General features: G+C 60.3%; 25 protein-coding genes, 2 tRNA genes and 1 pseudogene. 12 read left to right on the top strand and 16 right to left on the bottom strand.

The genetic code is table 11. From position 1 onward, the window contains the following. Positions 1–467: 467 nt before the first annotated feature. From A7P95_RS07265 to dnaA, 9 genes are all read right to left on the bottom strand, one after another. The gene (locus A7P95_RS07265) at positions 468–1,040 is read right to left on the bottom strand and encodes a 50S ribosomal protein L25/general stress protein Ctc (RefSeq protein ID WP_067593316.1); all 573 of its coding nucleotides are present in this window, start codon (positions 1,038–1,040) and stop codon (positions 468–470) included. A 93-nt stretch (positions 1,041–1,133) separates the two neighbouring features. Continuing rightward, a complete protein-coding gene (locus tag A7P95_RS07260; RefSeq protein ID WP_156503541.1) occupies positions 1,134–2,117 on the bottom strand; it encodes a ribose-phosphate pyrophosphokinase in 984 nt (327 codons plus the stop codon). A gap of 345 nt (positions 2,118–2,462) precedes the next feature. Continuing rightward, a tRNA-Gln gene (locus A7P95_RS07255) sits at positions 2,463–2,539 on the bottom strand. Positions 2,540–2,557: 18 nt separating this feature from the next. After that, positions 2,558–2,634: transfer RNA gene (locus A7P95_RS07250), tRNA-Gln, on the bottom strand. 109 nt (positions 2,635–2,743) lie between these two features. Continuing rightward, positions 2,744–3,598, bottom strand: coding sequence for a 4-(cytidine 5'-diphospho)-2-C-methyl-D-erythritol kinase (ispE, locus tag A7P95_RS07245; protein WP_067593309.1), 855 nt, complete (start codon positions 3,596–3,598; stop codon positions 2,744–2,746). Further along, positions 3,598–4,185 (bottom strand): outer membrane lipoprotein LolB, encoded by a 588-nt coding sequence (locus A7P95_RS07240; RefSeq protein ID WP_067593306.1) that lies wholly within the window; start codon positions 4,183–4,185, stop codon positions 3,598–3,600. Before A7P95_RS07240 ends, ispE begins: the two co-directional genes overlap by 1 nt. Before the next feature lie 304 nt (positions 4,186–4,489). Then, positions 4,490–6,307 carry a tetratricopeptide repeat protein gene (locus A7P95_RS07235; protein ID WP_067593303.1) on the bottom strand — a complete coding sequence of 606 codons (1,818 nt, stop codon included), beginning with the start codon at positions 6,305–6,307 and terminating at the stop codon, positions 4,490–4,492. Positions 6,308–6,696: 389 nt separating this feature from the next. Then, on the bottom strand, positions 6,697–7,800 hold the full coding sequence (gene dnaN, locus A7P95_RS07230) for a DNA polymerase III subunit beta (RefSeq protein WP_067593300.1): 1,104 nt from the start codon (positions 7,798–7,800) through the stop codon (positions 6,697–6,699). 15 nt (positions 7,801–7,815) lie between these two features. Continuing rightward, positions 7,816–9,381, bottom strand: coding sequence for a chromosomal replication initiator protein DnaA (gene dnaA, locus A7P95_RS07225; RefSeq protein WP_067593297.1), 1,566 nt, complete (start codon positions 9,379–9,381; stop codon positions 7,816–7,818). 198 nt (positions 9,382–9,579) lie between these two features. Here dnaA and rpmH point away from each other — a divergent pair, with 198 nt between their 5' ends. From rpmH to A7P95_RS07180, 11 genes and pseudogenes are all read left to right on the top strand, one after another. Then, positions 9,580–9,714 carry a 50S ribosomal protein L34 gene (rpmH, locus tag A7P95_RS11200; protein ID WP_082890768.1) on the top strand — a complete coding sequence of 45 codons (135 nt, stop codon included), beginning with the start codon at positions 9,580–9,582 and terminating at the stop codon, positions 9,712–9,714. Between the two features lie 2 nt (positions 9,715–9,716). Then, positions 9,717–10,058: a ribonuclease P protein component gene (gene rnpA, locus A7P95_RS07220; RefSeq protein ID WP_082890767.1), complete on the top strand. Its 342-nt coding sequence runs from the start codon at positions 9,717–9,719 to the stop codon at positions 10,056–10,058. Next, positions 10,052–10,264, top strand: coding sequence for a membrane protein insertion efficiency factor YidD (yidD, locus tag A7P95_RS07215; RefSeq protein ID WP_067593292.1), 213 nt, complete (start codon positions 10,052–10,054; stop codon positions 10,262–10,264). The genes rnpA and yidD overlap by 7 nt, the downstream gene beginning before the upstream one ends. 124 nt (positions 10,265–10,388) lie before the next feature. Then, positions 10,389–12,032 (top strand): membrane protein insertase YidC, encoded by a 1,644-nt coding sequence (gene yidC, locus A7P95_RS07210; protein WP_067593289.1) that lies wholly within the window; start codon positions 10,389–10,391, stop codon positions 12,030–12,032. 203 nt (positions 12,033–12,235) lie between these two features. After that, positions 12,236–13,162 (top strand): polyphosphate kinase 2, encoded by a 927-nt coding sequence (ppk2, locus tag A7P95_RS07205; protein WP_067593286.1) that lies wholly within the window; start codon positions 12,236–12,238, stop codon positions 13,160–13,162. Continuing rightward, a complete protein-coding gene (locus A7P95_RS12350) occupies positions 13,163–13,285 on the top strand; it encodes a hypothetical protein (protein WP_255593059.1) in 123 nt (40 codons plus the stop codon). A gap of 99 nt (positions 13,286–13,384) precedes the next feature. After that, positions 13,385–13,965: pseudogene (locus tag A7P95_RS07200) on the top strand (opacity family porin). A gap of 414 nt (positions 13,966–14,379) precedes the next feature. After that, complete coding sequence (trmA, locus tag A7P95_RS07195) at positions 14,380–15,513, top strand: tRNA (uridine(54)-C5)-methyltransferase TrmA (protein ID WP_225747725.1); 1,134 nt, start codon at positions 14,380–14,382, stop codon at positions 15,511–15,513. Positions 15,514–15,659: 146 nt separating this feature from the next. Next, entirely contained in the window at positions 15,660–16,046 is a 387-nt protein-coding gene (locus A7P95_RS07190) for a RidA family protein (RefSeq protein ID WP_067593279.1), read from the top strand. Between the two features lie 103 nt (positions 16,047–16,149). Next, complete coding sequence (locus A7P95_RS07185; RefSeq protein WP_067593276.1) at positions 16,150–16,962, top strand: symmetrical bis(5'-nucleosyl)-tetraphosphatase; 813 nt, start codon at positions 16,150–16,152, stop codon at positions 16,960–16,962. Between the two features lie 188 nt (positions 16,963–17,150). Continuing rightward, positions 17,151–17,726 (top strand): hypothetical protein, encoded by a 576-nt coding sequence (locus tag A7P95_RS07180; RefSeq protein ID WP_067593273.1) that lies wholly within the window; start codon positions 17,151–17,153, stop codon positions 17,724–17,726. A 180-nt stretch (positions 17,727–17,906) separates the two neighbouring features. On the opposite strand, the gene tpx is transcribed toward A7P95_RS07180, so the two are convergent. The 3 genes from tpx to A7P95_RS07165 all read right to left on the bottom strand — a co-directional run bounded on the left by tpx (position 17,907) and on the right by A7P95_RS07165 (position 19,781). Beyond that, positions 17,907–18,401, bottom strand: coding sequence for a thiol peroxidase (tpx, locus tag A7P95_RS07175; protein ID WP_067593270.1), 495 nt, complete (start codon positions 18,399–18,401; stop codon positions 17,907–17,909). 127 nt (positions 18,402–18,528) lie between these two features. Further along, positions 18,529–19,035, bottom strand: coding sequence for a protein disulfide oxidoreductase (locus tag A7P95_RS07170; protein ID WP_067593267.1), 507 nt, complete (start codon positions 19,033–19,035; stop codon positions 18,529–18,531). A gap of 263 nt (positions 19,036–19,298) precedes the next feature. Beyond that, entirely contained in the window at positions 19,299–19,781 is a 483-nt protein-coding gene (locus A7P95_RS07165; protein WP_067593264.1) for an outer membrane lipoprotein, read from the bottom strand. A 233-nt stretch (positions 19,782–20,014) separates the two neighbouring features. Here A7P95_RS07165 and A7P95_RS07160 point away from each other — a divergent pair, with 233 nt between their 5' ends. Next, positions 20,015–20,440 (top strand): hypothetical protein, encoded by a 426-nt coding sequence (locus A7P95_RS07160; RefSeq protein WP_156503540.1) that lies wholly within the window; start codon positions 20,015–20,017, stop codon positions 20,438–20,440. Positions 20,441–20,525: 85 nt separating this feature from the next. Here A7P95_RS07160 and A7P95_RS07155 read toward each other — a convergent pair whose 3' ends face one another. The 4 genes from A7P95_RS07155 to aroQ form a co-directional block, all read right to left on the bottom strand. After that, the gene (locus tag A7P95_RS07155) at positions 20,526–21,491 is read right to left on the bottom strand and encodes a S49 family peptidase (RefSeq protein ID WP_067593258.1); all 966 of its coding nucleotides are present in this window, start codon (positions 21,489–21,491) and stop codon (positions 20,526–20,528) included. Positions 21,492–21,784: 293 nt separating this feature from the next. Continuing rightward, the gene (gene accC, locus A7P95_RS07150) at positions 21,785–23,155 is read right to left on the bottom strand and encodes an acetyl-CoA carboxylase biotin carboxylase subunit (RefSeq protein WP_067593255.1); all 1,371 of its coding nucleotides are present in this window, start codon (positions 23,153–23,155) and stop codon (positions 21,785–21,787) included. 60 nt (positions 23,156–23,215) lie between these two features. Further along, positions 23,216–23,671, bottom strand: a complete 456-nt coding sequence (gene accB / locus A7P95_RS07145; protein WP_067593252.1) for an acetyl-CoA carboxylase biotin carboxyl carrier protein — start codon at positions 23,669–23,671, stop codon at positions 23,216–23,218. A gap of 33 nt (positions 23,672–23,704) precedes the next feature. Continuing rightward, a complete protein-coding gene (gene aroQ, locus A7P95_RS07140; RefSeq protein ID WP_067593249.1) occupies positions 23,705–24,160 on the bottom strand; it encodes a type II 3-dehydroquinate dehydratase in 456 nt (151 codons plus the stop codon). Between the last annotated feature and the right edge of the window lie 37 nt (positions 24,161–24,197).

Below are 24,197 nucleotides of genomic sequence, written 5' to 3'. Positions count from 1 at the left end.
ATCAAATCCGGCCAGCCGTTTGACGAGAATCGGCACAAACCAGCGTAAAACAGCAGTCTAAAGTGTTGCAAAAAAGCGGTAGCCGATGGCTATCGCCGCCTTACTGTTGCTTGCGTTTTTAAAAAGTTCTTGACTTTCGATTACGGTATCTTTTGTGTGTTGTGTGGCAAGGCTATGGGTGGAGGCTACCTGAAAATATCAGCAGGTTCACGCCGCAGCGGCGTACTTTTGGAAAGCTCGTTTGAACCTTATTTGAATAGGCTGGAGCGGATGCTTTTGTTTTCAGGTAGCCTGTTGGGAGGAAAACGTGTGAAAAGGCTACCTGAAAACCGTGAAACCTCTTTTTGCTTCGCGAGGCATCGCTCATTTCGTTGAAGCTCACGCTTCCAGCCAGCCTTTTTCCGCGCCAAAGCCAGGCAAACAAAAACCCCGCTTTCGCAGCGGGGTTTGGTTTGCAGCGTATCGGCTTATTTGCCGGCGGCGGTTACCGTGGCCACGGCCAGGTTGGCGCCGCGGCGCAGCGCGGTGCTTTCCACGCCTTCCGGGAATTGGATGTCGGACAAGTGCAATACATCGCCGGCCACCACTTTTTCGCAATCCAGCAGCAGCTCAGACGGGATGTGTTTCGGATCCAGCAGCACTTCTACGCTGGTGTTCAGCAGCGCCACGCGGCTGTTTTGCAGTTTAACAGCCTGAGATTTCTCGGCATTCACCACATGCAGCGGCAGGCGGATCTTGATCGGCTTGCCGGCCTGAACGATTTGGAAATCGATATGACGCACTTCCTGGCGGAAGGGGTGCATCTGGAAATCGCGCACGATCACGTCGTGTTCTTTGCCGTTCAGCGCCAGCTTGATGATGGCGGTGTGGAAGGCTTCCTTCTGCAGGGCGAAGAATACGGTTTTGTGATCGACAGAGACGGCGGCCGGGGTTTCGCCGGCACCGTACACCACGGCGGGCACACGGCCTTCGCGGCGCAGGCGGCGGCTCGCACCAGTACCTTGCTCTTCGCGCACTTGGGCTTCAATTTTAAAAGACATGGGTCAAACTCCATTAAAGTGAAAAAGTACCGTCTGCCGGGCTGCGACCAACCCTGACGGCACGGAAACGGCTTGCCGAAGCGGCAAACCTGCTTAGGGGAGGAACAATGCTCCCGGGGATGCCACATCCTCGTTGAAGAGGTATGAGACAGATTCTTCGTTGCTGATGCGGCGCATGGTTTCGGCCAAGAGGCCGGCAATCGTTACCTGGCGGATGCGGCCGCAGCTGCGGGCGGCTTCCGAGAGGGCGATGGTGTCGGTAATTACCACTTGGTCGATGTCGGAAGAGGCGATGCGGCTCACCGCTTCGCCGGAGAACACCGGATGGGTGGCGTAGGCCAGCACGCGCTCGGCGCCGCGCTCTTTCAGGGCGGAAGCGGCTTTACACAGCGTGTTGGCGGTGTCAATCATGTCGTCCACAATCAGGCAGGTGCGGCCCTGCACGTCGCCGATGATGTTCATCACTTCGGCTACATTGGCTTTGGGGCGGCGTTTGTCGATGATGGCCAAATCGGTGTTCAGCACCTTGGCTACGGCGCGTGCACGCACCACGCCGCCGATGTCGGGGCTCACCACGGTGAGGTTTTCGATGCGCTGCTGCAGGATGTCGTGCACCAGAATCGGGGTGGCGTAGATGTTGTCCACCGGAATATCGAAGAAGCCCTGGATTTGGTCGGCGTGCAAATCCACGGTCAGCACACGGTTGATGCCGGCGGTGGCGAGCATATTGGCCACCAGCTTGGCAGAAATCGGCACACGCACGGAGCGCGGGCGGCGATCTTGGCGGGCATAGCCGAAATAGGGGATGGCGGCGGTGATGCGGCCGGCAGAAGCGCGTTTGAGCGCGTCGGCCATGGTGAGCAGTTCCATCAGGTTGTCGTTGGTGGGCGCACAGGTGGACTGCAAAATAAACACGTCGCGGCCGCGCACGTTTTCCAGCAGCTCCACGGCAACTTCGCCGTCGGAAAATTTGCCCACGGAAGAGCGGCCCAATGAAATGCCGAGATGTTTCACCACATTCTCGGCCAAGCCGACGCTGGCATTGCCGGCAAATACCATTAAACTTTCGTATGCCATATCTTCATTACCTGTGTTGTTTGCGGTCTCGCCGCCGACTGTCGGAAACATTGCCGCTTCCTCGCGTGTTGGTTTTGGCTGGCTTGCAAACGGCGGATTATACGCCGGATGCGGGCAAAACCAAAGCGCTGTTTGCGCGGGCTGCGGGCAGGTTTGCGCAGTGCCGGGGCGGAGGCGGGCGGCAGGTGTGGTGGGGGGTTTGTTTCCCGTATGTTTGAGGCAATTAAAATCCGGCAGGCGGGGTTTTCGGCAAGGAAATGCCGAAAAAGGATTTTCAGGTAGCCTTTTGCCGTGTTGCGCCGCAGCAAAAAGAAAAGCATGTAACGCGTACATGCTTTTGCAAGGTGGCTGGGGATGTAGGATTCGAACCTACGCATGCCGGAATCAAAATCCGGTGCCTTAACCAGCTTGGCGAATCCCCAAAATCATATTTTGGAACCTGGCTGGGGATGTAGGATTCGAACCTACGCATGTCGGATTCAGAATCCGATGCCTTAACCAGCTTGGCGAATCCCCAGTGTTGACCTGCCGTTTCAGACAGGCGATTCACTAAAGGTGCGAATTATGCGTTTTTTCCGGCGCGTTGTCAAGACGAATCTGCGTAAAGGGCGGGGCGCGCTGTTTGGCTAGGGGCACAGCATGGCGGACAGGGGGTGCCGGCTTAAGCCGCGCACGCACCAGCTGGCCAGGTTTTCAGGTAGCCTGCTGCGGATGTGTTCGGCTTCGCTTTGTGTGGCGCAGGCGAGAAACAGGCAGGCGCCAGAGCCGCTCATTTGCGGGCGGCCGTGGTTTTGCAGCAGGCGGAAGGCGGCGGCCACGCTCGGGTATTCAGCCAGCACCACGGCCTGCATATCGTTGCGGAAAGGTTGCAGTTGCTCGAAGCTGGGGTTGGGGCAGGGCGGGCTGTTGCGGGTGAGGTCGGGGTGGGCGAAGATTTTGGGGGTGGAGACGTGGGTGTGGGGGTGCACGACGACATACCATTGCTCGGGCACGGCCATCGGGCGCAGGATTTCGCCGATGCCTTGGGCGAAGGCGTTTTGGCCGAACAGGAAGAAGGGCACGTCGGCGCCGAGGGCGAGGCCGAGCGTGTGCAACTGCTCGGGCGGCACGGCGGTGCGCCACAAGTGGTTGAGGGCGAGCAGGACGGTAGCGGCGTCGGAGCTGCCGCCGCCGAGGCCGCCGCCGCTGGGGATGCGTTTGTTTAGCCAGATTTCCACGCCTTGGGGGCTACCTGAAAATTGTTGCAGGGCGCGGGCGGCGCGATAGCTGAGGTCTTGTTCGGGCGGGATGCCGCCGGCGGGGTTGTGCAGGATGATTTGGCCGTCGGAGCGGGGCAGCAGCCAAACGGTGTCGCACAGGTCGATGAGGCAGAAGAGGCTTTCGAGCAGGTGGTAGCCGTCGGGGCGGCGGCCGGTGATGCGCAGGCTGAGGTTGAGCTTGGCGGGGGCGGGGAAGGCGCGGGCGGCGGGGTGCGGGCTCATCAGACGGCCTGTTCGGTGTCGTTGCAGTTGGCGGGGCTGCGTTCGGGCTGGCCGAAGCGGTCGAAGATGAGGCGCAGGCTCAGGCCGCTGCGTTCCATGTGCAGCAGGCGGACTTGGCCGTTTTCATCCAGGTTGCGCTGGATGCGCCAGCCCATTTGCTGGAGGCGACCGTCGGGCAGGATGCTGTAGGGTTCGCCGGGCACGCGCAGGCCGTTGGCCCAGCGGTCGAGGTAGGCGACGGGGAGGTCGTAGCCGAGCAGTTGTTGGCTGAGCTCGGCGGTGCTGGCGGCGCGGTACACTTGGCCGTTGGAGGCGACGGCTTCTACGCCGCGGCTGTCTTGGCAGAGGCGGCCGACGCTGTTGCCGAGCGGGGTTTTGACTTCAAACAGCTGGAGGGCGGCTGTGCGCAGCCAGTCGAAGTTGGCGTAGCTGCCGCGTTCGTTTTCTTTCACGCCCATGCGGCCTGAGGCTTCGAATTGGGGGGTGGGGGCGTCTTCGCGCCAGCCTTCGGCGGGCATTTGGGTGCCGGTGGTGGTGCAGGCGGCGAGGAGGAGGGCGGCGAGGAAGGGGGGGAGGTGTCGGGTCATGGGGTGTTTGGGTGTTTTGCGTTTCAGGTAGCCTGATGGGGTGTGGGGCTACCTGAAAATAGGATGGCTTGGTTTTCAGGCGGCCTTTGCGGGGCTTGTCGGGCATGAATGCCGACCTGCGGTGTGGTGTTGCTATTTTTCAGGTAGCCTTTTGTTTGCTTGGGGCTACCTGAAAATTTTGGGGCATGATAAAGCCGCGGCGGGTTAGGATGGGTAGGCGGCGGGTAAAGTTGGGGGAAAGGCTACCTGAAAACGAGTGGGCGAATTTTGCGAAAACGGGATGGGGTTTCAGGTAGCCTGTGCTTTATTTGCTGCTGCCGTTGCCGTTTGCGCCGCTGCTGTTTTTCTCGGGCGGGGGCGGCAGGGATACGTTGAGGCGTTGCAGGGTTTCCTGCAACACTTGTTTGCTGTCGTCTTTGCTTCGGGCGGCCTGCCACACGGCGATGGCTTCGTCTTTGCGGCCGAGCGTCCACAATACTTCGCCGAGGTGGGCGGCCACGTCGGCTTCGGGCAGCTCGCGGTGGGCTTTTTGCAGGTAGGGCAGGGCCTCTTGCGGCTGGCCTTGTTTGAACAGCACCCAGCCCATGCTGTCTTGGATTTCGGGGGCTTCGGGCCGGCGGGCGAGGGCTTGCTCGATGTAGCGGCGGGCTTGGTTGAGGTCGGCGCCGGGCTGGGCAATCATGGTGTAGCCGAGGGAGTTGAGGATGTCGGGGTTTTTGGGCACGAGCTCGTGCGCCTGCTTGAGGTCGGCCACGGCTTTGTCGGGCTGTTGCAGGCGGTCGGCATAGAGGAAGGCGCGCTGCTCGAGGATGAGGGCGAGCATGGCGGGCGGGGCGGAATTGTCGCTGTAGCGGCGGTGGAGGGTGCGCAGCTGGGCGAGGGCCTCGGCGGGGGGCTGCTCGCGGGTGATGCGCAGCTGGGTGATGAGCAGGTCGTCGGCGTTGAACAGGGTGTTTTCGCGGCCGACTACGGCTTCGGCGCGCAGCAGGGCGTCTTGGGCGGCGGGCCAGTTTTTGTCGAGCTCGGCGAGTTTGGCCAAGAGGAGTTGTTTGTCGAATTGGCTTTCGGGGGCTTCTACGCGTTCGAGCCAGGTGCGGGCGTCGGCGGTGTTTTTGTCTTCATACAGGCGGGCGGCGGCGAGCAGGGCGGCGCGGCTTTTCTGCTGGCTGGTGCCGTGCAGATAGGCTTTGTCGAAATAGTTGAGGGATACGGTCACGGGCTCTTTGCGGCGCACGGAGAGGATGCCAGCCTGGATGTAGAGGTCGGAATCGGGATTTTTGGCGAGGAGGGATTGCAGCAGGCGGTAGGCTTCTTCTTCGCGTTTGGCGCTGATGAGGGATTCCACTTGCAGGGTTTGCCACATGGGGGAGAGGTGGCGGCTGTCGGCGTGGGAGAAGAAGTATTGCAGTACTTCGGGCTGGCGCTGGGCAATCAGGCGCAGGGTGATGCTGGTGAGCGGGCGGATGTCGCTGTCGAGGCCGGCAAGGCGGCGCAGGGCGGCGTTGGCATCGGCGGTGCGGCCGGCATGGGCGGAATAAATGGCGTCGGCGATGGCGGCTTCGGGCAGGCCGGGGAAGCGGGCGGCGGCCTGGTGCACCTGGCGGGTGGTGGGCGCATCGGCGGCTTCGGGGTGGTAGAGGGCGAGCTGGGAAACGCGCAGGAACACGCTGCGTATGCGGTGGCGGTCGGTTTGGGCGAGCACTTCGGGCAGGCCGGCGCGCACGGCGGCCACGTCGCCTTTGGCGGCGGCTACCGTCCAGCGCATGCGTTTCTGCTCGGGGGAGGGGTTGGGCTCGGCGATGCGCCATGTGTTGAGCACCTGTTCGGCCAGGCGCTGGTCGCTGGAGAGGGCGATTTCCACGGCGCGCTCGGCCGCAACGGGGTCGCGGGTGCGGCGGAACAGGCTCAGGTAGGTGGCCAGCGCGTCGGTGCCGTTACCTTTCTGCAGGGCGATTTCGGAGGAGAAGGCGGCCACTAAGTTGTTGGCGCGCTCGATGATTTCGCGGTGGGAGAGCGGTTTGGGTGTGGGCTGCGGTGCGGCGGGCTGGGCTTGGGCGGCCAGCGGCAGCAGGAGGGCGGCGGCAAGGGCTAGGGCGCGGAGGCGGGGGTGCCGTGGGAGCATGGGGGTTCCTTGGGATGGTTTGGCAGCCGTTGGAAAGAGGCTACCTGAAAACGATGTTTTGCGAAGCTAAAAACGTGTGCTTCAATGCAGTGAAAACTGCGGGAGGCATGGTTTATAGCGGATTTTGTAACTTTCGATACAAGGCGGCGAGCTGCAGATAGTACAAGTAGTACAGCAAGGCGAGCCAACGCCGTAGCGAAAGTTAAGTTAATTCGCTATATAACGCAATCGGGCTTGGCTTGCCAGATGTTTTTCAGGCTACCTGAAAACTTTTACCTTGGCGCTTTTGGCTGCGCAGAAATTCATTTTCTGCGGGAACTTTGTATTCGCCAAACGCGCCTTGCTTGTTTTCAGGTAGCCTGTTGTGCTTCATGCGGGGCAATGCCCGATCAAATGCGCATCGGCATCACGATGTATTTGAAATCGGCGTTGTCGGGGATGGTGAACAGGGTGGAGCGGTTGGCATCGCCAAAGGCCAGTTGGATGTCTTCGGCGTGCACGTTGCGCAGCACGTCCATCAGGTAGTTGATGTTGAAGCCCACTTCCAGCTCGGCGCCCTGATAGGCGATTTCCAGCTCTTCGCGCGCTTCTTCCTGCTCGCTGTTGCTGCACAACACGCTCAGCAGGCCGGGGCGCAGCTGCAGGCGCACGCCGCGGAATTTCTCGTTGGCCAAAATGGCGGCACGCTCCAAGGCGCCCAACAACGGCAGGCGGCCGAGCAGGAAGATTTTGTCGTTGTCTTGCGGAATCACACGGTTGAAATCTGGGAATTTGCCGTCTACCACTTTGCTCACCACCACGGTGTCGTTGCAGCGGAAGCGTACTTGGTTGTTCAGCAGCTCCACGGTTACGGGCTCTTCCGGGCGGTTGAGCAGCTTAAACAGCTCGAGCACGGTTTTGCGCGGCAGGATGACTTCGGCCTTGGGCAGGTCGGCATCGATCACGGCGGCGGAGTAGGCCAGGCGGTGGCCGTCGGTGGCCACCAGGCGCAGGTTGCTGCCCTCCACCTGCATCAGGAGGCCGTTGAGATAGTAGCGGATATCCTGCACCGCCATGGCGTATTGTACCTGCGAGAGCATGTTGCGCAGGGTTTCCTGCGGCAGGGTGAAGGCCGACACCACTTCTTCGCCCACGCTCATCAACGGGAAATCTTCCGCCGGCAGGGTTTGCAGGGCGAAACGGGATTTGCCGGCTTTCAAAGTAAGGCGGTTTTGCGCCCAATCCAGCACCACGATGGCGCCTTCGGGTAGGGCACGCAGGATGTCTTGCAGCTTTTTGGCGTTGGTGGTGATGCGAAAATCGTCGGCATCAGAGTGCGGGCCGTGGGTGTGGATTTGGATTTCCAAATCGGTAGCCAAGATGTTGATTTGGCCGCCGCTGCGCTCAATCAGCACGTTGGAGAGGATTGGCAGGGTGTGCTTGCGCTCCACAATGCCGGTTACGGCTTGCAGCGGTTTGAGCAGGGAGTCGCGCTCGGTTTCTAAAATCAGCATGAAAGGCTTCCTTGGTTAATTTTTGATTATAATCAGCAGTTTTTCGTAATCTTGGGCGATTTCGGCATCGCTCTGGCGCAGCTCGTCGGCTTTTTTTACCGAGTTGAGCACGGTGCTGTGGTCGCGCCCGCCGAAGGCTTTACCGATGTCTTCGTAGCTGTGGGTGGTCAGCTCGCGGGCAAGCTTGATGGCCAGATGGCGCGGGCGGACGATGCCTTGGGCGCGCTTTTTGCCGATGAGGTCGGCGGTACGGATGCCGTAATATTTGGCCACCGCGTCCATAATCAACGGCAGGTTGATGGGCTTGAAATTGCCGGCCACGATGTCTTGCAGGGCTTCGGTGGCGAGCTCGACGTCGATCGGTTTGTGCTCGAAACGGCTGCGTGCCTCCACCCGTTTGAAGGCCCCCTCCAGTTCGCGCACGTTGGAGCGCACGTGGGTGGCGATGAAAAACGCGGCCTCTTCTTTGAGCTCGATACCCACGGACTCGGCTTTCTTCTGCAAAATCTCCACCCGCATCTCCAGCTCCGGCGGCTCCAATTCCAGCGTTAGGCCCCAAGAAAAGCGCGACTTCAGGCGGTCGTCCATGTCGTCGATTTTGGTGGGCAACACGTCGCAGGTAAGGATAATCTGTTTTTTGTGGTGGTGGCAATGGTTATACAGGTGGAAAAACTCTTCCATGCTGCGGTCTTTGCCTTTGATGAATTGGATGTCGTCGATAATCAGAAAATCGTAGGGTTTGTATTGTTGGCGGAAGGCGTCGTGGGCGTGGTTGCGGAAGGCCTGAATCATGCCGCGCACGAAATCTTCGGCGTGCATATAGTAAACCTTGGCTTCGGGCTTGAGCCGCAACAGTTCGTTGCCCACGGCCTGCGCCAGATGGGTTTTGCCCAAGCCGGTGCTGCCGTAGAGGAAAAACGGGTTGTAGTTTTTGCCGGGGTTTTCGGCAATGGAACGGGCGGCGGCCACGGCCAGGCGGTTGCCTTTGCCTTCCACCAGGGTGTCGAAAGTATATTCCGGCGACAGGTTGGTTTGCGCATAACGCTGTTTTTGTTGTTCACTGCGTTTGTCGGCAGGCGCAGTTTTGGTGGCAGCGGGTTTGGGGGCAACGGGCGGCGCGGCGGCAGGCTGTTCCGGCTGCGGGGCGATGCCCAGGCTTTCCAGGCGCGCCTGTACCATTTCCAGGGCAGTGCGTTTGTCGGCAGGGACGGCTTTGTCGGCAGCTTTTTTTGCTTTTGCGGGCGATGTTTTTGCGGGTGCGGCGGCCGGTTTCGGCACAGGCTGTTGGGTGGCGGCGTCCGGCCAAGGCTCGTTGGCGGGAGCGTATTGTTTGCCCTGCCCTTGCTGGAAAATCAGCTCCGGCGTATTTTCAGGTAGCCTTTGTTGCAACAGGCTGCGGATTTCGTTTGCATAGCGCGTGCGCAGCATATTCAGCACAAAACGGCTGGGCGCATACACTACCCATTCGCCGCCCGCCGCTTGGTCCACACTCAGCGGCGCAATCCAGCTTTGATACTGTTTGGCGGGCAGAGTGTGGCGCAAATGATGCAGGCAGTACGGCCAGAATTGTTCGAGCGTCATGGTGGGCAGTCGGAAGGGAAACGGAATACGGCGGCGCCCTAGCAGGGGGCGGAATGCGGGCGGATTATACCCAAAATTCAGGGGGCTTACCAAGGCGGGAAAATGCCGGCCTGATGCGCTGCGAGTTTGACAATATCAGCAAAATCAGGTGTAATACGCCGCTTTCAGCTTTTAGACTTAATTTTCACGGGAAACATCATGAAACGCACTTATCAACCTTCCGTTATCCGCCGCAAACGCACCCACGGCTTTTTGGTTCGTTCCAGAACCCGCGGCGGTCGTGCTGTATTGGCTGCACGCCGTGCCAAAGGCCGTAAACGTTTGGCCGTATAACAGTGAACTACTGTTTCGGCAAAACATACCGCTTACTGAAAACGGATGATTTCTCATCCGTTTTTGCTTTACGCCGGATGAAATCGCAGCCGGCGTTGCAGCTGTGGAGCAAGCCGAACGGTTTGGGGCATCCCCGCCTGGGCTTGGTGGTGCCCAAGAAAACTGCCCGCCGCGCCAACCGCCGCAACTATATGAAGCGCGCCCTGCGCGAGTGGTTCCGGCTCAACCGGCACCGCTTGGACGGTTGCGATTTGGTTATCCGCGCCCGCCGGCCGTTTGATTCGTCTGAATTGCAACAGGTGTGGGCGCAGCTGGAGCGGATTGTGCCGAAGAAGACATGTTAGCCAAAATTCTGCTTGGCTTGATACGGTTTTACCAATATGCTGTCAGCCCGATGCTGCCGCCACGCTGCCGCTATCAGCCCACCTGTTCGCAATACGCCCTTGAAGCCGTGCGCAAATACGGTGCGCTCAAAGGCGGTTGGTTGGCGCTCAAGCGCGTTTGCCGCTGCCATCCTTGGGGCGGCAGCGGGTTTGATCCGGTGCCTTAGCGCAACGGTTGCGCTGTGCAACTGCATTGAAGTTTTGGTTCACTTCGCCGAAGTTCATGTTTTCAGGTAGCCTGCCTGCCCTGGTAGACTACCGTTTATCTTGCCAAAAACGGAACCCGATTTTATGGAATCCAACAACGATCTGAAAAGGATGATGGCTTTTGCTGTCGTGGCCGTGATAATCCTGCTGGCTTGGGAGTTTATCAGCCCCCGCCCGCCGCAGCAGCCCGAACAGGCTGCCCAGGAAACGGCGCAGCAAACCGCTGCTGCTGCGCCCTCGGCCGGAGCCGAGCTCACTCCGACCAAGCCGATCACCGTTACTACCGACACGCTCAAAGCCGTGATCGACGAAAACAGCGGCGATCTGCGCGGCCTCGATTTGCTCAAGCACAACGCCACCAGCGATGCCAGCAAAACCTTCACCCTGCTTTCCGACAGCCGCGAACATAAATATTTGGTGCAGTCGCTGCTGATGGATGCCAAAGGCAACTATCTGCTGCAAGACAGCCAATTTAAGGCCGCGCAAAACAGCTACACCCTCACCGGCGACAAGCTGGAGGTGCGCCTGAGCGCGCCTGAAGCCAACGGCATCCAGGTGGATAAGGTGTACACCTTCAGCAAAGGCAGCTATGTGATCGATGTGCGCTTCGACATCACCAATAATACTGCCGAGCCGCTGAAACTCGACGGCGTGTACCGCGTATTGCGCGACAACAGCAAGCCCGAAGGCAGCGGCTATTTCAACCAAACCTATGCCGGCCCCGTGGTGTACACGCCGGAAGGCAAATTCCAAAAAGTGCAGTTTGGCGATTTGGACGACGACTTCGCCTCCCGCCGCGATACCGCCGACTACCAACGCACCGCCCAATCAGGCTGGATCGGCTTCACCCAGCACTATTTCACCACCGTGTGGATTTTGCAGCCCAAAGACGGCAACAGCATCTGCCAAAACGGCGCCTGCCTTCTCGATATCAAACGCCGCAGCGACAACCTCTATTCCGCCGGCGTGCGCGTGCCGCTGCCTGCGATTGCCGCCGGCCAGAAGCTGAGTGTGCCAGTGGAGCTATATGCCGGCCCGCAAGAGTATTCCGTGATCAGCAAAGTGGCCGACCGCCTGGACTTGGTGAAAGACTACGGCCGCACCCACATCGTCGCCGCGCCGCTGTTCCAGCTTCTGAACTGGCTGCACGGCATGATCGGCAACTGGGGCTGGTCTATCGTGCTGCTCACCATCATCGTGAAAACCCTGCTCCTGCCGCTCACCAATGCCTCCTACCGCTCCATGGCCAAAATGCGCGCCGTGGCGCCCAAGCTGGAAATGCTGAAAAAACAGCACGGCGACGACCGCATGGCGCTGCAGCAGGCCATGATGAAGATGTACAAAGAAGAGAAAATCAACCCGCTGGGCGGCTGCCTGCCCATGCTGTTGCAGTTCCCGGTGTTTATCGGCCTGTATTGGGTGCTGTTTGCTTCGGTTGAGCTGCGCCAGGCTTCTTGGGGCTGGGTGGCCGACTTGGCCCGCCCCGACCCGCTGTATGTTCTGCCGATTTTGATGGCGGTAATCATGTTCTTGCAAACTAGGCTCAGCCCGCCGCCGAGCGACCCGATGCAGGCCAAAATGATGAAGATTATGCCGCTGGTGTTCTCCGCCATGTTCTTCTTCTTCCCGGCCGGCTTGGTGCTCTACTATGTGGTGAACAACCTGCTGAGTATGGCGCAGCAATGGCTGATCAACCGCAAAATTGCCGCCACCACGCACGTGCACTAAGCCGCGGCGGCACAAGCAGCAAGCCCGAACTCCTCGCAGTTCGGGCTTGTTTGTTAAGGCTTGAATAAACCGTTGCTCCGGCCGGCGCGGAACAGCGCGTTTTTATGGTTTCTCATCTTTTCAGGTAGCCTCTTCAAGGTTAAAATTGCCCCATTAGTTTAAAGGATAAAGTTTCATCAACAACACGCCATAAGGGGCACAATATGACCGACCACCAACTCAAGCCGTTTGAAGAAATCGACTTATCGGAGCGCAAAGACCGCCTGCAAGTGTTTGAAGAGAAAGTGCTGCAATACAGCGGCAACCGCAGCAGCGAAAACTCTTCCGTCGCCCCGCTGCCCGAAAGCTACCCCTACCGCACCCGCATTAGCCGCAATGTGTATGAAAAAGAAAAGAAAAAGCTGCAAATCGAGCTGCTGAAAGTGCAGAGCTGGGTGAAAGACAGCGGCAGCCGCATCGCCGCCCTGTTTGAAGGCCGCGACGCCGCCGGCAAAGGCGGCACCATCAAACGCTATATGGAACACCTCAACCCGCGCGGCGCCCGCGTGGTGGCCTTGGAAAAACCCAGCGACCGAGAGCGCGGACAATGGTATTTCCAACGTTATATCAACCATTTGCCTACCGCCGGCGAAATGGTGTTTTTCGACCGTTCTTGGTATAACCGCGCCGGCGTGGAGCGCGTGATGGGCTTTTGCGAGCCGCATGAATACCTGCAATTCATGCGCCAGGCGCCCGAGCTGGAGCGCATGCTGGTAAACAGCGGCATGCACTTGTTTAAATTCTGGTTTTCCGTGTCGCGCGAAGAGCAGCTGCGCCGCTTCATCTCCCGCCGCGACGACCCCTTGAAACACTGGAAACTCTCCCCGGTGGATATCGAATCGCTCGACCGCTGGGACGCCTACACCGAGGCCAAGAACACCATGTTCTTCCACACCCATACCGGCGACGCGCCCTGGACCATCATCAAATCCGACGACAAAAAACGTGCCCGCCTCAACTGCATCCGCTTCTTCCTGCACGCCCTCGACTACCCCGACCGCGACCTCAAAGCCATCGGCCCGGTAGATCCGCTGATCGTGCAAGTGCCCAACGCGCAGTTTAAAGACAACATCAATATGAATGCCGACTGATTGGCGGCACAGCCAAAAAGGCTACCTGAAAAATATTTTTCAGGTAGCCTTTTGCTGGGCGGCAGCATCTTGCCCATCCTGCATGGCAAGATTCCAACACATAATTTCGTTAAAGTCTTTTAAGATTGCCCAAACCGCCGCCACGCCATACAATTCGCCCGGCCGGCAGTTTCCATAGCTGCCGCTTATTCAAACAACCTTTTATCTTGCAAGGAAAACATCATGAAAAAAGCTCTGGCGGCACTCATCGCCCTTTCCCTTTCCGGCCTTCCCTGGCCGACGACAACCGCGGCTTCTACGTGCAAGGCGACCTCGGCCATGCTTCCGTAAAAGGCGAAGTGTACGGCGAAAGCGCCACCGCAAAAGGCTTCAGCCCGCGCGTATCCTTCGGCTACGACTTCGGCGATTTCCGCGTGGCCGCCGACTACACCCACTACAAATCCCGCAGCGAAAGCGGTCGCATCAGCAGCTCCACCTCTTATGATGCCGAAGCCAAATTCCAAAGCCTCGGCGTTTCCGCCATTTACGATTTCGACCTGGGCGCCCCGGTGAAACCCTATGCCGGCGCACGCCTCGGCCTCAACCGCGTATCCTTCGACACCACCGAACGCGGCACCGGCGGCTTCGAGCACTACGAAACCCGCAAAACCAAAGCCGGCGTCGGCATCCTGGCCGGCGTGGGCTACGACATCACCCAAAGCATCGCCCTAGATGCAGGCTACCGCTACAACTACTGGGGCAAATTCGACGGCGTGAAAGTGGATTCCCACGAAGTTTCCGCCGGCGTGCGCGTGAAATTCTGATTTTGCGAAACCGCTTGCCAGCAAACCGCCCGCAGCCGCAAAGGCTGGGGCGGTTTTGTTATGGGCATCTCGCATAACAATGCCGTAATCGCAAGCCGGCTGATTGGCAGAGCGGCAAAAAGGCTACCTGAAAATAAATGGAGCGAATTTCACGAAAACGATGTTTCCGAAGGAAGCGGAGTTTCTGTGCAGCTAAAACGATGTTTTGGCTTAGCCAAGGCTGAGTTGCTGCGCGGCTCAAATTTTCAGCTAGCCTTTTGCGGGCTCGAAACGGGCGCAAGGCTTTCACTTCGTTGCAGCTCACGTTTTAGCTGCGCAGAAACTCAGCCTTGCTTCGCAAGACATCGTTTTAACTTCGTTGAAGCTCACGCTTTCAGGTAGCCTCATTTGGACTGCCCGCGCCCGGGCGATATAATGCGGCACTTTCTTCCTCCCGAGCCCAACGCGATGACCGACTCTGCCCCCAGCCCCGAATACGCCGCCCAGCTGCAACAAAAGGCAGGCTACCTGAAACAGCGTTTTGCCGAGTTTGCGCCGCCCGAGTGGCAGGTGTTTGCCTCGCCGGAGCGGCATTACCGGATGCGCGCGGAGTTCCGCGTGTGGCACGATGGGGAGCGCATCAGCTATGCCATGTTTGAGCCGGGGCAGAAGGCGGGCGCGGCTTCGCTGCGGCGGCTGGAGGGGCTGCCGGCGGCTTCGGCGGCCATCAATGCGCTGATGCCGAAGCTGCTCGCGGCGGTGCAGGCCGATCCGCTGCTGCGCGAGCGTTGGTATCAGTGCGAATTTTTGTCCACTTTGAGCGGCGACATGCTGGTGGGCATGATTTACCACAAACGGCTGGATGGGCGTTGGCAGGCGGCGGCGGAGCGTTTGCAGCGCGAGCTGGGCATCATGATTATCGGGCGCAGCCGCGGGCAGAAGCTGGTGCTGGCGCAGGATTTTGTTACCGAACGGCTGGCGGCCGGCGGGCGCGAATGGCTATACCGCCAATACGAAGGCGGCTTCAGCCAGCCCAATGCCCATGTGTGCCAAAAGATGCTGGATTGGGCCTGCGGCGCGGCGGCGGGCTTGGGCGGGGATTTGCTGGAGCTTTATTGCGGCAACGGCAATTTCACGCTGCCGCTGGCGCGCTATTTCCGGCGGGTGTTGGCCACGGAATTGTCGAAAACTTCGGTGCAGGCGGCGCAGTGGAATATCGAGGCCAACGGCGCGGCCAATATCCGGCTGGCGCGGCTTTCGGCGGAGGAGTTCACCCAGGCCTTCCACGGCGTGCGCACCTTCCGCCGTTTGCAGGAGCAGGGCATTGATTTGGCGGATTATGCCTTTTCCACCGTGTTTGTAGACCCGCCGCGCGCGGGGGTGGACGCCGGCACACTGCGCCTGCTGCAAGAGTTCGACAATATTATTTATGTTTCCTGCAACCCGGAAACGCTGCACGCCAACTTGGGCGTGCTCGCGCCAACGCACCGCATCGAGCGCGCGGCGCTGTTCGACCAATTCCCGTTTACGCCGCATATTGAGAGCGGAGTGTTGCTGAAGCGGCGCTAGGCGTGTGGCTGCAGAGGCTACCTGAAAAACAATTTGGGTTTTCAGGTAGCCTTTATCCTGTGCCGGAGCGTTTGCGTTTGGGTTGCCCCGCCCCTTAGCGATATAATCCCAGCTCCATCTACAACCGCAAACAAAGGAGTTTCCTCATGGCCAAAACCATCATCCACACCGACCACGCCCCCGCCGCCATCGGCGCCTATTCCCAAGCCGTGCGCGCCGGCAACACCGTGTATTTGAGCGGCCAGATTCCGCTTGTGCCCGCCACCATGCAGGTGGTGGAAGGCGGCTTTGCCGAGCAGACCCGCCAAGTGTTTGAAAACCTCAAAGCCGTGATTGAAGCCGCCGGCGGCAGCTTCGACGACGTGGTGAAACTCAACGCCTACCTCACCGACCTCTCCCACTTCGCCACCTTCAACCAAATCATGGGCGAATACTGCCGCGAGCCCTTCCCCGCCCGCGCCGCCGTGCAAGTATCAGCCCTGCCCAAAGGAGTGCTGGTGGAAGTGGAAGGCGTGGTGGTGTTGAACGCCTAAGCCGCATAAAGGCTACCTGAAAGCGCAGCGCAGTTTCTGCGAAGCTACAATTTTCAGGTAGCCTTTGATTTACAGAACCTATTTTTAAACAATTATCTACAATATGGCACACTACGCAATCGGCGACCTGCAAGGCTGTTTCGACGAATTTCAAGAGCTGCTCGCCCACATCGGCTTCCAACACGGCCGCGACACCCTCTGGCTCGTGGGCGACCTGGTCAACCGCGGCCCCCAATCCCTCGCCTGCCTGCGCTACGTGAAGCAGCACGAAGGCAGCATCCAAACCGTGCTCGGCAACCACGACCTGCACCTGCTCGCCATCGCCCACGGCCACGGCAAACTCAAACGCAGCGACACCGTGGGCGACATCCTTGCCGCCCCCGACCGCCAAGCCCTGCTCGATTGGCTGCTGCGCCAGCCCCTGATGCTGCACACCGAACGCCACATCCTCGTGCACGCCGGCATCTGGCCGCAATGGGACGTGCGCCAAGCCCAGCAGCGCGCCAGCGAAGTGGCCGCCGCCCTGCAAAGCCGCCCCGATTGGTTTTTCGCCCACATGTACGGCAATATGCCCGACACCGACCGCGCCGACAACGAAACCGACCGCCTGCGCTTCGCCACCAACGTGTTCACCCGCATGCGTGCCCTATACCGCAGCGGCCAAATGGAATTCGACTACAAAGGCACCCTGCCCGATATGCCCGCCCACCTCATGCCCTGGTTTCGCGCGCCAAATCGGCAAACCCTCAGCCGCCAAACCATATTCGGCCATTGGTCGGCGCTGGGCCTCTATCAGGGCGAGAACGTGGCCGGCATCGACACCGGCGCACTCTGGGGCAACCGGCTCACCGCGCTCGATTTGAGCAGCCAACAGATTTTTCAGGTAGCCTCCAAGCAGCCCAAGCAGTTTGAGTAAAGCAGGAAATTTCAGGCAGCCTCAGCGGCTTCTACCGCTGATTTTAAAGATTATTAACACGAACAGGCGGGCAGTCCGGGCAGGCTTTTGCTACAATGCGCCCGTTCGCATCGCTTCGGGCAGACTGCCTGCCCTAGGCCGTTTTCATTGCAACAATGCGTTTCCCAACCAATAACTAAGGAGTTTCCATGAACAGCAAAGTGATTATCCCCGCCGCCCTGGCCATCCTCGCCCTGAGCGCCTGCTCCAGCAGCAAAGCCCCTGAAGGAGGCCAGCCGCAAACCCAACAGCAAGGCCAGCAGGCACAGCAGGGCGGCGAATCCACCGCCGCCATCGGCAATATTCAGGTAGCCCAGGTGGACGGCATCGACCGCACCGTGGAAGCCCGCTACACCTGCCAAGCCGCCGGCGGTCAGCAGCAACAGGTTAATGCCATGTACGGCATCAAAGACAATACCCTTGTGGTGGCTCAGCTGAAAATCAACAACCAGGTTTCCCCCGGCCTGTGGCGCGTGCTGAACGACAGCAACGGCCAGCAGCAAAACAGCTACTACGGCAACGGCGTGATCTGGGTAACCGGCAAAGCCACCCCGGCCAACGTAACCCGCGTGAACGCCGTGGCGCTGCTGCAAGCGCAATCGGTAGACAACGCCGGCAATCCGGTAAACCTGACTTCAGTTTTGCAAAACTGCACTGTCAGCCGCCAAGCCGCCGCCCCCGCCCGCGGCAGCCGCAACGCCCGCCCGCAGCAACGCCGCCGCTAATTGCGTGTGCCATCATCAAAACCGCCCGAAATATCGGGCGGTTTTTGTTGGGCGGCGCCGGCCAATAAGAAAGGCTACCTGAAAACGGTTTGAGGGTTTCAGGTAGCCTGTGTTTCGGCTCAAGCCGGGCCGCCTGCGCATTCATGAAGGCAGGTGGCTCGGTGTGCGGCGGGCGTGGGCTTAGAGCGCGGCCAGTGCGGCGTCGTAGTTTGGCTCTTGGCCGATTTCGGGCACGAGCTCGGCGTGCAGCACTTTATCGTTTTCATCGAGCACCAGCACGGCGCGGGCGGTGAGGCCGCGCAGCGGGGTGTCGGCCAGGGTGAGGCCGTAGTCTTGGCCGAAGCTGCTGCGGAAGCTGGAGAGCGTGACCACGTTTTCGATGCCTTCGGCGCCGCAGAAGCGGGAGAGGGCGAAGGGCAAGTCGGCAGAAATGCACAGCACCACGGCGTTTTGCAGCGCGGCGGCGCGTTGGTTGAAGGTGCGCACGGATTGTGCGCACACGCCGGTGTCGATGCTGGGGAAAATGTTGAGCACTTTGCGTTTGCCGGCGAAATCGGCCAAGGCTTGGTCGGACAAATCGGCGGCGGTGAGGGTGAAGGCGGGGGCGGCTTGGCCGGCGGCGGGCAGGCTGCCCACGGTGTGGGCGGGGGTGCCGCGGAAGGTGATGTTTGCCATTTTGCTATCCTTTTCTTGATGTTGATGGAGAGGGGGTGTTGCGCGGCGAAGGATAGTGCTTTTTCGGCGGTTTGCCAAGCTTGGGCTACCTGAAAACCGGCCGGATTGGTTTCAGGTAGCCTGCCGCTCAGCCCAGCCAATCGAGCAGGGCAATGCGGGCGCGCAGACCCCAGTAGCTGGCGGCGCCGGTGGTGCTGTGGCGCACGCGGCCGTTTTTCACCAGCACGATGGTGGGCGTAACCCGCACTTGCCATTGCTGCGCCCATTGGCCGTGCGGGTCGTTTACCGTGTCGAACTGCTTCAGGTAGCTGCGTACGTCGGCATCGCTGCCCGACTGCAAGGCCACGCCCACCACGGGCACGCCGCGGCGCGACAGTTTGTCCACCGCCGGCGAGGAGAGCCGGCACACGCCGCACCACGAGCCCCAGAAATACAGCACGGCGGTTTGCGAGCCGCCGGCTTCGGCCAGCGTGGTGTGTCGGCCTTGGAGGGTGTGCAGCGGCAGCGCGGCGGCCTGCGGCGGCACGGCGGGCGCGCGATACCAATCCATCAGCAGGCTGATGATGAGGAAGGCGGCAAGCGTGCCGGCGGCTTGGCGCAGGAAGTGGAAAAGGCGTGGGTGGGTGAGGGACATGGGTTTGGTTTGTGATGGAGGTGGTTTTCAGGTAGCCTTTTGGGCGGAGGAGGCTACCTGAAAGTATGTGTGAGCATATGGGCTATTATGCACATAATCAAGAAGGAAATCGTGCCTGACAGCATTATTTATATAGACAGCCTGAGCAGTTATGGCAAGTTGGAGCGAGAGCTTTTCCATCATCGTATCAATCATAAGAGTGAAAAGGCTATCTGAAAACCCTAGAAAGTTTTCAGGTAGCCTTTTGTTTGCTGGAGCAGGGCTTAATAGCGCGCTGGTTGATTTAAAGGTAGCACGCGGGTGACGCCGTTGCCGCCCTGCAATACGCGCACGCGCTGGCCGGGCTGGAAGGCGATGTCGTCTTTCTGCACCACGGAAACGGCGTCGCGCGTGCCTTCGATCTGCACCACGATTTCGTAGCCGCGCTGGGAATCGATGCCGCGGGTGAGGGCTTCGGCGCCGAGCCCGCCGATGATGGCGCCCAGAATGGCGCTCACGGCTTCGCCGCGGCCTTTGCCGATGTTGCTGCCGCCGATGCCGCCCAGCAGGGAGCCGGCGGTGGTGATCAGCGGGCTGCTTTCGCCTTTGATGGTGGTGGGGGTAACCGACAGCACTTCGCCGTAGTAAACGCGTGCGGCGTTTTGCGCTTGGGTGATGGTGTATTGGTTGGCCGAGCTGTTGGCGCAGCCGTTGAGCAGCAGGGCGGCGGATACGGCGGCGACGAGCAGGCGGGGGAGGGCGGGCATGGTGTTCTCCTGAAGGGTGTGGGAATGGCGGGATTATATAGCGGGCAAGTTGATTTTTCGATATCGGCCGGCAAAAGGCTACCTGAAAACATTGGCCTCAAGGAAGTGAATTAATGGGGCAAACAGATTTTCAGGTAGCCTTTAATGGCAATTGGGAGGCTGGCTTTAGCTATGTTAATATTGCGCCCCGCCACGCGGTTTGGCGGCAGGAGAACATTCACAAGGAACGCATCTTGACCCACCCTTTCCCTTTCCTCAAACGGCTGCCGCCCCTGTTTGCCGCTGCCCTGCTGCTGGCCGGCTGCGCCACCGAAGTTCTGGTGAACGACACCATCGTTTGGCGCGGCAAAGATGTGACCGAGTTTATGGTTAAGCGCGCCCGCCGCATGCCCGACATCATCCGCCTCAATTGCGTGAAAAATAATCGGGTGCGCAACCTCTACGGCTGGCGCGTTGAACACTATGAAATCAAGCAGGGCTATGTGGGCCAGTCCGGCAATGTGCAATATTTCCAAAACTACCGGCAGCACGTTGGCCACAGCTACCGTATTGCCGTAACCGAGCCCGACGGCACCATCGTTTCCATCCGCACCACTGCCTTCGGCAATGCCGATAAGGAATTCGGCTGCGAAGCATACCGCGAAGCCGCGCGCAGCTAGGGCGGGCTGATGAAAAGGCTACCTGAAAACCAGATTTTGGTTTTCAGGTAGCCTTTTAGCATGGCTTCAAACCCAGGCGGTTTGCCTACCAGGGCTGTTCCTGCGCGGCTTCATACAGGCCTTGGCGCACGCTGGTGCCCACGCCTTTGCCAAACAGGCGGCTGAAGTCGTCGGCGGGGGTGTAGTCCACCAGCTCGGGGGCTTTGATGATGTCGCGCGATACGCTGTAGATGTCGCCCAGGCCGTCGATGAGGCCGGTTTTGAGCGCTTCGTGGCCGGTGTACACGCGGCCGCTGAAGAGGTCGGGGTTTTCCGCTTCGTGCAGGCGTTTGCCGCGGCCGTCGCGCACGGCTTTGATGAACTGCTGGTGGATGTCGTCGAGCATGCCTTGCCAGATGGCGGTTTGCTCGGGGGTTTCGGGGCTGAAGGGGTCGCCCATGCCTTTGTTGCTGCCGGCGGTGCGCTGGCGGCGCTGGATGCCCATGTTGTGCATGAGGCCGGTGAGGTCGAAGCTGCTGCCGACTACGCCGATGCTGCCCACGATGCTGGAGGGGTCGGCGTAGATTTTGTCGGCGGCGGCAGCGATGTAGTAGCAGCCGGAGGCACACATGTCTTCGGCCACCACATACACGGGGATGTTGGGGTGTTCGGCGCGCAGGCGGCGGATTTCGCGGTAGGCCACGTTGGATACCACGGGCGAACCGCCGGGGCTGTTGGCGCGGATGATGATGCCGCGCACATGTTTGTTTTTATAGGCGGCTTCGAGGCCTTGGCGCAGTTTGCCGGCTTGGTTTTCGCTGGCGGTGATGGCACCTTCGAGGCGGATGACGGCGGTGTGCGGCTCGGCGGCGGCGGGGTTGAGGCTGCCGAGTTTGCCGAAGATGGCGAAGAGGTAGAGGGCGAGGAAGGCGATGAGCAGCAGGCGGAAGATGAGCTTCCAAATGCGGGCGCGGCGCTGCTCGCGGTAGGCTTCGAGCAGGAGTTTTTCCAGGGTGTCGCGCTCCCAGTTGCCGCTGTCGGGCTCGCTGCTGCGGCGGATGATGGGTTTCATGGGCTGTCTTTCTTGAAGTGGGTGGAATGCCGGAGGGGCTACCTGAAAAAGAAGGGCGGTATGCGCCTGATGCCGGCGGGAAAGGGCGGCTATTGTAACACGCGGCGTCGGGGGCGGTTTCTGCCGATGGGTGCGGGTCGGGATGAGGCCGGTGCATGGTTGGAACTTGTTGATGCTTTTGCTGTCAGCCAGCCTTTGCACGGTGGCAATCTATCGGCGGGGCTGTTCACCAAAAGGCTACCTGAAAAGCGGAAATCACTTTTCAGGTAGCCTTTTTCTTGCCTGCAATCAAGCTATTGCTTTTCGGCTTGCAGCCTGGATTTGCGCTCTTCCAGCCAGTGTTCGAGATAGTGGATGCTCACGCCGCCTTTGGCGAAGCCGGGATCGCGGAACAGGTCGTCGTGCAGCGGGGTGTTGGTTTTGATGCCGCTCACGGTGAGCTCGGCCAGCGCCACGCGCATTTTGGCCATGGCCTGCTCGCGGTCTTTGCCGTATACGCAGATTTTGCCGATGAGGCTGTCGTAGTTCGGCGGGATGCGGTAGCCCTGGTAGATGTGGCTGTCCACGCGCACGCCGAAGCCGCCGGGCAGGTGGCAGCTGGTGATGCAGCCGGGGCTGGGCAGGAAGCTGTATGGGTCTTCGGCATTGATGCGGCACTCGAAGGCATGCCCTTGGATCACCACGTCTTTCTGCTTATATTGCAAGGGGAGGCCGGCGGCAATACGCAGCTGTTCCTGCACGATGTCGATGCCGGTTACCAGCTCGGTAACGGGGTGTTCCACCTGCACGCGGGTGTTCATTTCGATGAAGAAGAATTCGCCGTCTTCATACAAAAATTCGAAGGTGCCGGCGCCGCGGTAGCCGATGCGTTTGCAGGCGGCCACGCAGGCTTTGCCGATTTTCTCGCGCTCTTTGGCGGTGATGCCGGGGGCGGGGGCTTCTTCGATCACTTTTTGGTGGCGGCGTTGCATGGAGCAGTCGCGCTCGCCCAAGTAGATGGCATTGCCGTGTTCGTCGGCCAGCACCTGCATTTCCACATGGCGCGGGCGTTGCAGGAAGCGTTCCATATACACCATCGGGTTGCCGAAGGCGGCTTCGGCTTCGGCCTTGGTCATTTCCACGGCTTTGAGCAGGTCTTCTTTTTTCTCCACTACGCGCATGCCGCGCCCGCCGCCGCCGCCGGAGGCTTTGATGATCACGGGGTAGCCCACGCGCTCGGCGGTGGCGAGGATTTCGTCGGGGTCGTCGGAAAGCGCACCGTCGGAGCCGGGCACGCAGGGCACGCCGGATTCGAGCATGGCTTTTTTGGCGGATACTTTGTCGCCCATCAGGCGGATGGTGTCGGCGCGCGGGCCGATGAAGATGAAGCCGGATTCTTCCACTTGCTCGGCAAAGCGGTCGTTTTCGGCGAGGAAGCCGTAGCCGGGGTGGATGGCGTCGGCGCCGGTAACTTCGGCGGCGGCAATGATGGAGGGGATGTGCAGATAGCTCTGCGCGGAGGGGGCGGGGCCGATGCACACGGATTCGTCAGCCAGCTTCACGTGCAGGCTGTCGTTGTCGGCTTCGGAGTGTACCGCCACGGTGGCGATGCCCATTTCGCGGCAGGCGCGCAATACGCGCAGGGCGATTTCGCCACGGTTGGCGATGAGGACTTTTTTCAGCATAATCTTTGCCTTATGGTTTTCAGGTAGCCTCTGCGCTGCGGCCAGGGGCTACCTGAAAAATTATTCGATGATAAACAGCGGCTCGCCAAACTCCACCGGCTGGCCGTTTTCCACCAGAATTTCTTTCACCACGCCGCTGCGTTCGGCTTCGATTTCGTTCATCAGCTTCATGGCTTCGATGATGCACAGGGTGTCGCCGGCGTTCACGCTCTGGCCCACTTCCACAAATACGGGCGCGTTCGGACCGGGGGCGCGGTAGAAAGTGCCCACCATGGGCGAGGTTTGCGCTTTGCTCAAGTCGCGGCTCGGGGCGGCGGCGGGAGCGGCTGCTGCGGCAGGCGCGGCAGCAGCGGGAGCCGGGGCGGCGGCCACGGCGGGCGCGGGGGCATACACGGCTTGCGGCGCGGCCAGCGAGCGGGTGATGCGCACTTTTTCTTCGCCTTCGGTTACTTCAATCTCGGCAATGCCGGATTCTTCCACCAAGTCGATGAGTTTTTTGAGTTTGCGTAAATCCATAGTGTTGTCCTTTTCAGGGTGCGGAGCCGGATGTTAACCGGCTTGTTGTTGTTGCAGAGATTCGATGGCGAAGTCCAGCGCGGCGCGGTAGCCGAAGGCGCCGAGCCCGCACACCACGCCCTGCGCCAGGTCGGAAAGGTAGGAATGGCGGCGGAAGGGCTCGCGGGCGTGCACGTTGGAGAGGTGGACTTCGATGAAGGGTTTGCCGGCGGCGGCCAGGGCGTCGCGCAGGGCGATGCTGGTGTGGGTGAAGGCGGCCGGGTTGATGATGATGAAGGCGGTGCGGTCGGTCATGGCCGCTTGGGCGCGTTCCACCAGCACGGCTTCGGCGTTGCTCTGCACGGCTTCGAAGGCGAAACCGGCGGCTTGGGCGCGGGCTTCCAGGCCGGCGTTGATGTCGGCGAGGGTGGTGCGGCCGTAGATTTCCGGTTCGCGCTGCCCCAAAAGGTTGAGGTTGGGGCCGTGCATCACGAGGATGAGGGGTTTCATGCTGGATGGTTGCGGGGTGGATAAATTAAATGAAGCG

This window comes from Eikenella longinqua, from assembly GCF_001648355.1.
In the GTDB taxonomy this organism is placed as follows: Bacteria; Pseudomonadota; Gammaproteobacteria; order Burkholderiales; family Neisseriaceae; genus Eikenella; species Eikenella longinqua.
This window is presented reverse-complemented; position numbering and strand designations above follow the sequence as displayed.

What these genes read in the sequence shown, in the direction of transcription:
- A7P95_RS07265 (WP_067593316.1), bottom strand. Translation starts at nt 1,040, where the DNA reads ATGTCTTTTAAAATTGAAGCCCAAGTGCGCGAAGAGCAAGGTACTGGT.
- A7P95_RS07260 (WP_156503541.1), bottom strand. Translation starts at nt 2,117, where the DNA reads ATGGCATACGAAAGTTTAATGGTATTTGCCGGCAATGCCAGCGTCGGC.
- ispE (WP_067593309.1), bottom strand. Translation starts at nt 3,598, where the DNA reads ATGAGCCCGCACCCCGCCGCCCGCGCCTTCCCCGCCCCCGCCAAGCTC.
- A7P95_RS07240 (WP_067593306.1), bottom strand. Translation starts at nt 4,185, where the DNA reads ATGACCCGACACCTCCCCCCCTTCCTCGCCGCCCTCCTCCTCGCCGCC.
- A7P95_RS07235 (WP_067593303.1), bottom strand. Translation starts at nt 6,307, where the DNA reads ATGCTCCCACGGCACCCCCGCCTCCGCGCCCTAGCCCTTGCCGCCGCC.
- dnaN (WP_067593300.1), bottom strand. Translation starts at nt 7,800, where the DNA reads ATGCTGATTTTAGAAACCGAGCGCGACTCCCTGCTCAAACCGCTGCAA.
- dnaA (WP_067593297.1), bottom strand. Translation starts at nt 9,381, where the DNA reads ATGACGCTCGAACAATTCTGGCCGTACTGCCTGCATCATTTGCGCCAC.
- rpmH (WP_082890768.1), top strand. Translation starts at nt 9,580, where the DNA reads ATGAAACGCACTTATCAACCTTCCGTTATCCGCCGCAAACGCACCCAC.
- yidD (WP_067593292.1), top strand. Translation starts at nt 10,052, where the DNA reads ATGTTAGCCAAAATTCTGCTTGGCTTGATACGGTTTTACCAATATGCT.
- yidC (WP_067593289.1), top strand. Translation starts at nt 10,389, where the DNA reads ATGGAATCCAACAACGATCTGAAAAGGATGATGGCTTTTGCTGTCGTG.
- ppk2 (WP_067593286.1), top strand. Translation starts at nt 12,236, where the DNA reads ATGACCGACCACCAACTCAAGCCGTTTGAAGAAATCGACTTATCGGAG.
- trmA (WP_225747725.1), top strand. Translation starts at nt 14,380, where the DNA reads ATGCGGCACTTTCTTCCTCCCGAGCCCAACGCGATGACCGACTCTGCC.
- A7P95_RS07190 (WP_067593279.1), top strand. Translation starts at nt 15,660, where the DNA reads ATGGCCAAAACCATCATCCACACCGACCACGCCCCCGCCGCCATCGGC.
- A7P95_RS07185 (WP_067593276.1), top strand. Translation starts at nt 16,150, where the DNA reads ATGGCACACTACGCAATCGGCGACCTGCAAGGCTGTTTCGACGAATTT.
- A7P95_RS07180 (WP_067593273.1), top strand. Translation starts at nt 17,151, where the DNA reads ATGAACAGCAAAGTGATTATCCCCGCCGCCCTGGCCATCCTCGCCCTG.
- tpx (WP_067593270.1), bottom strand. Translation starts at nt 18,401, where the DNA reads ATGGCAAACATCACCTTCCGCGGCACCCCCGCCCACACCGTGGGCAGC.
- A7P95_RS07170 (WP_067593267.1), bottom strand. Translation starts at nt 19,035, where the DNA reads ATGTCCCTCACCCACCCACGCCTTTTCCACTTCCTGCGCCAAGCCGCC.
- A7P95_RS07165 (WP_067593264.1), bottom strand. Translation starts at nt 19,781, where the DNA reads ATGCCCGCCCTCCCCCGCCTGCTCGTCGCCGCCGTATCCGCCGCCCTG.
- A7P95_RS07155 (WP_067593258.1), bottom strand. Translation starts at nt 21,491, where the DNA reads ATGAAACCCATCATCCGCCGCAGCAGCGAGCCCGACAGCGGCAACTGG.
- accC (WP_067593255.1), bottom strand. Translation starts at nt 23,155, where the DNA reads ATGCTGAAAAAAGTCCTCATCGCCAACCGTGGCGAAATCGCCCTGCGC.
- accB (WP_067593252.1), bottom strand. Translation starts at nt 23,671, where the DNA reads ATGGATTTACGCAAACTCAAAAAACTCATCGACTTGGTGGAAGAATCC.
- aroQ (WP_067593249.1), bottom strand. Translation starts at nt 24,160, where the DNA reads ATGAAACCCCTCATCCTCGTGATGCACGGCCCCAACCTCAACCTTTTG.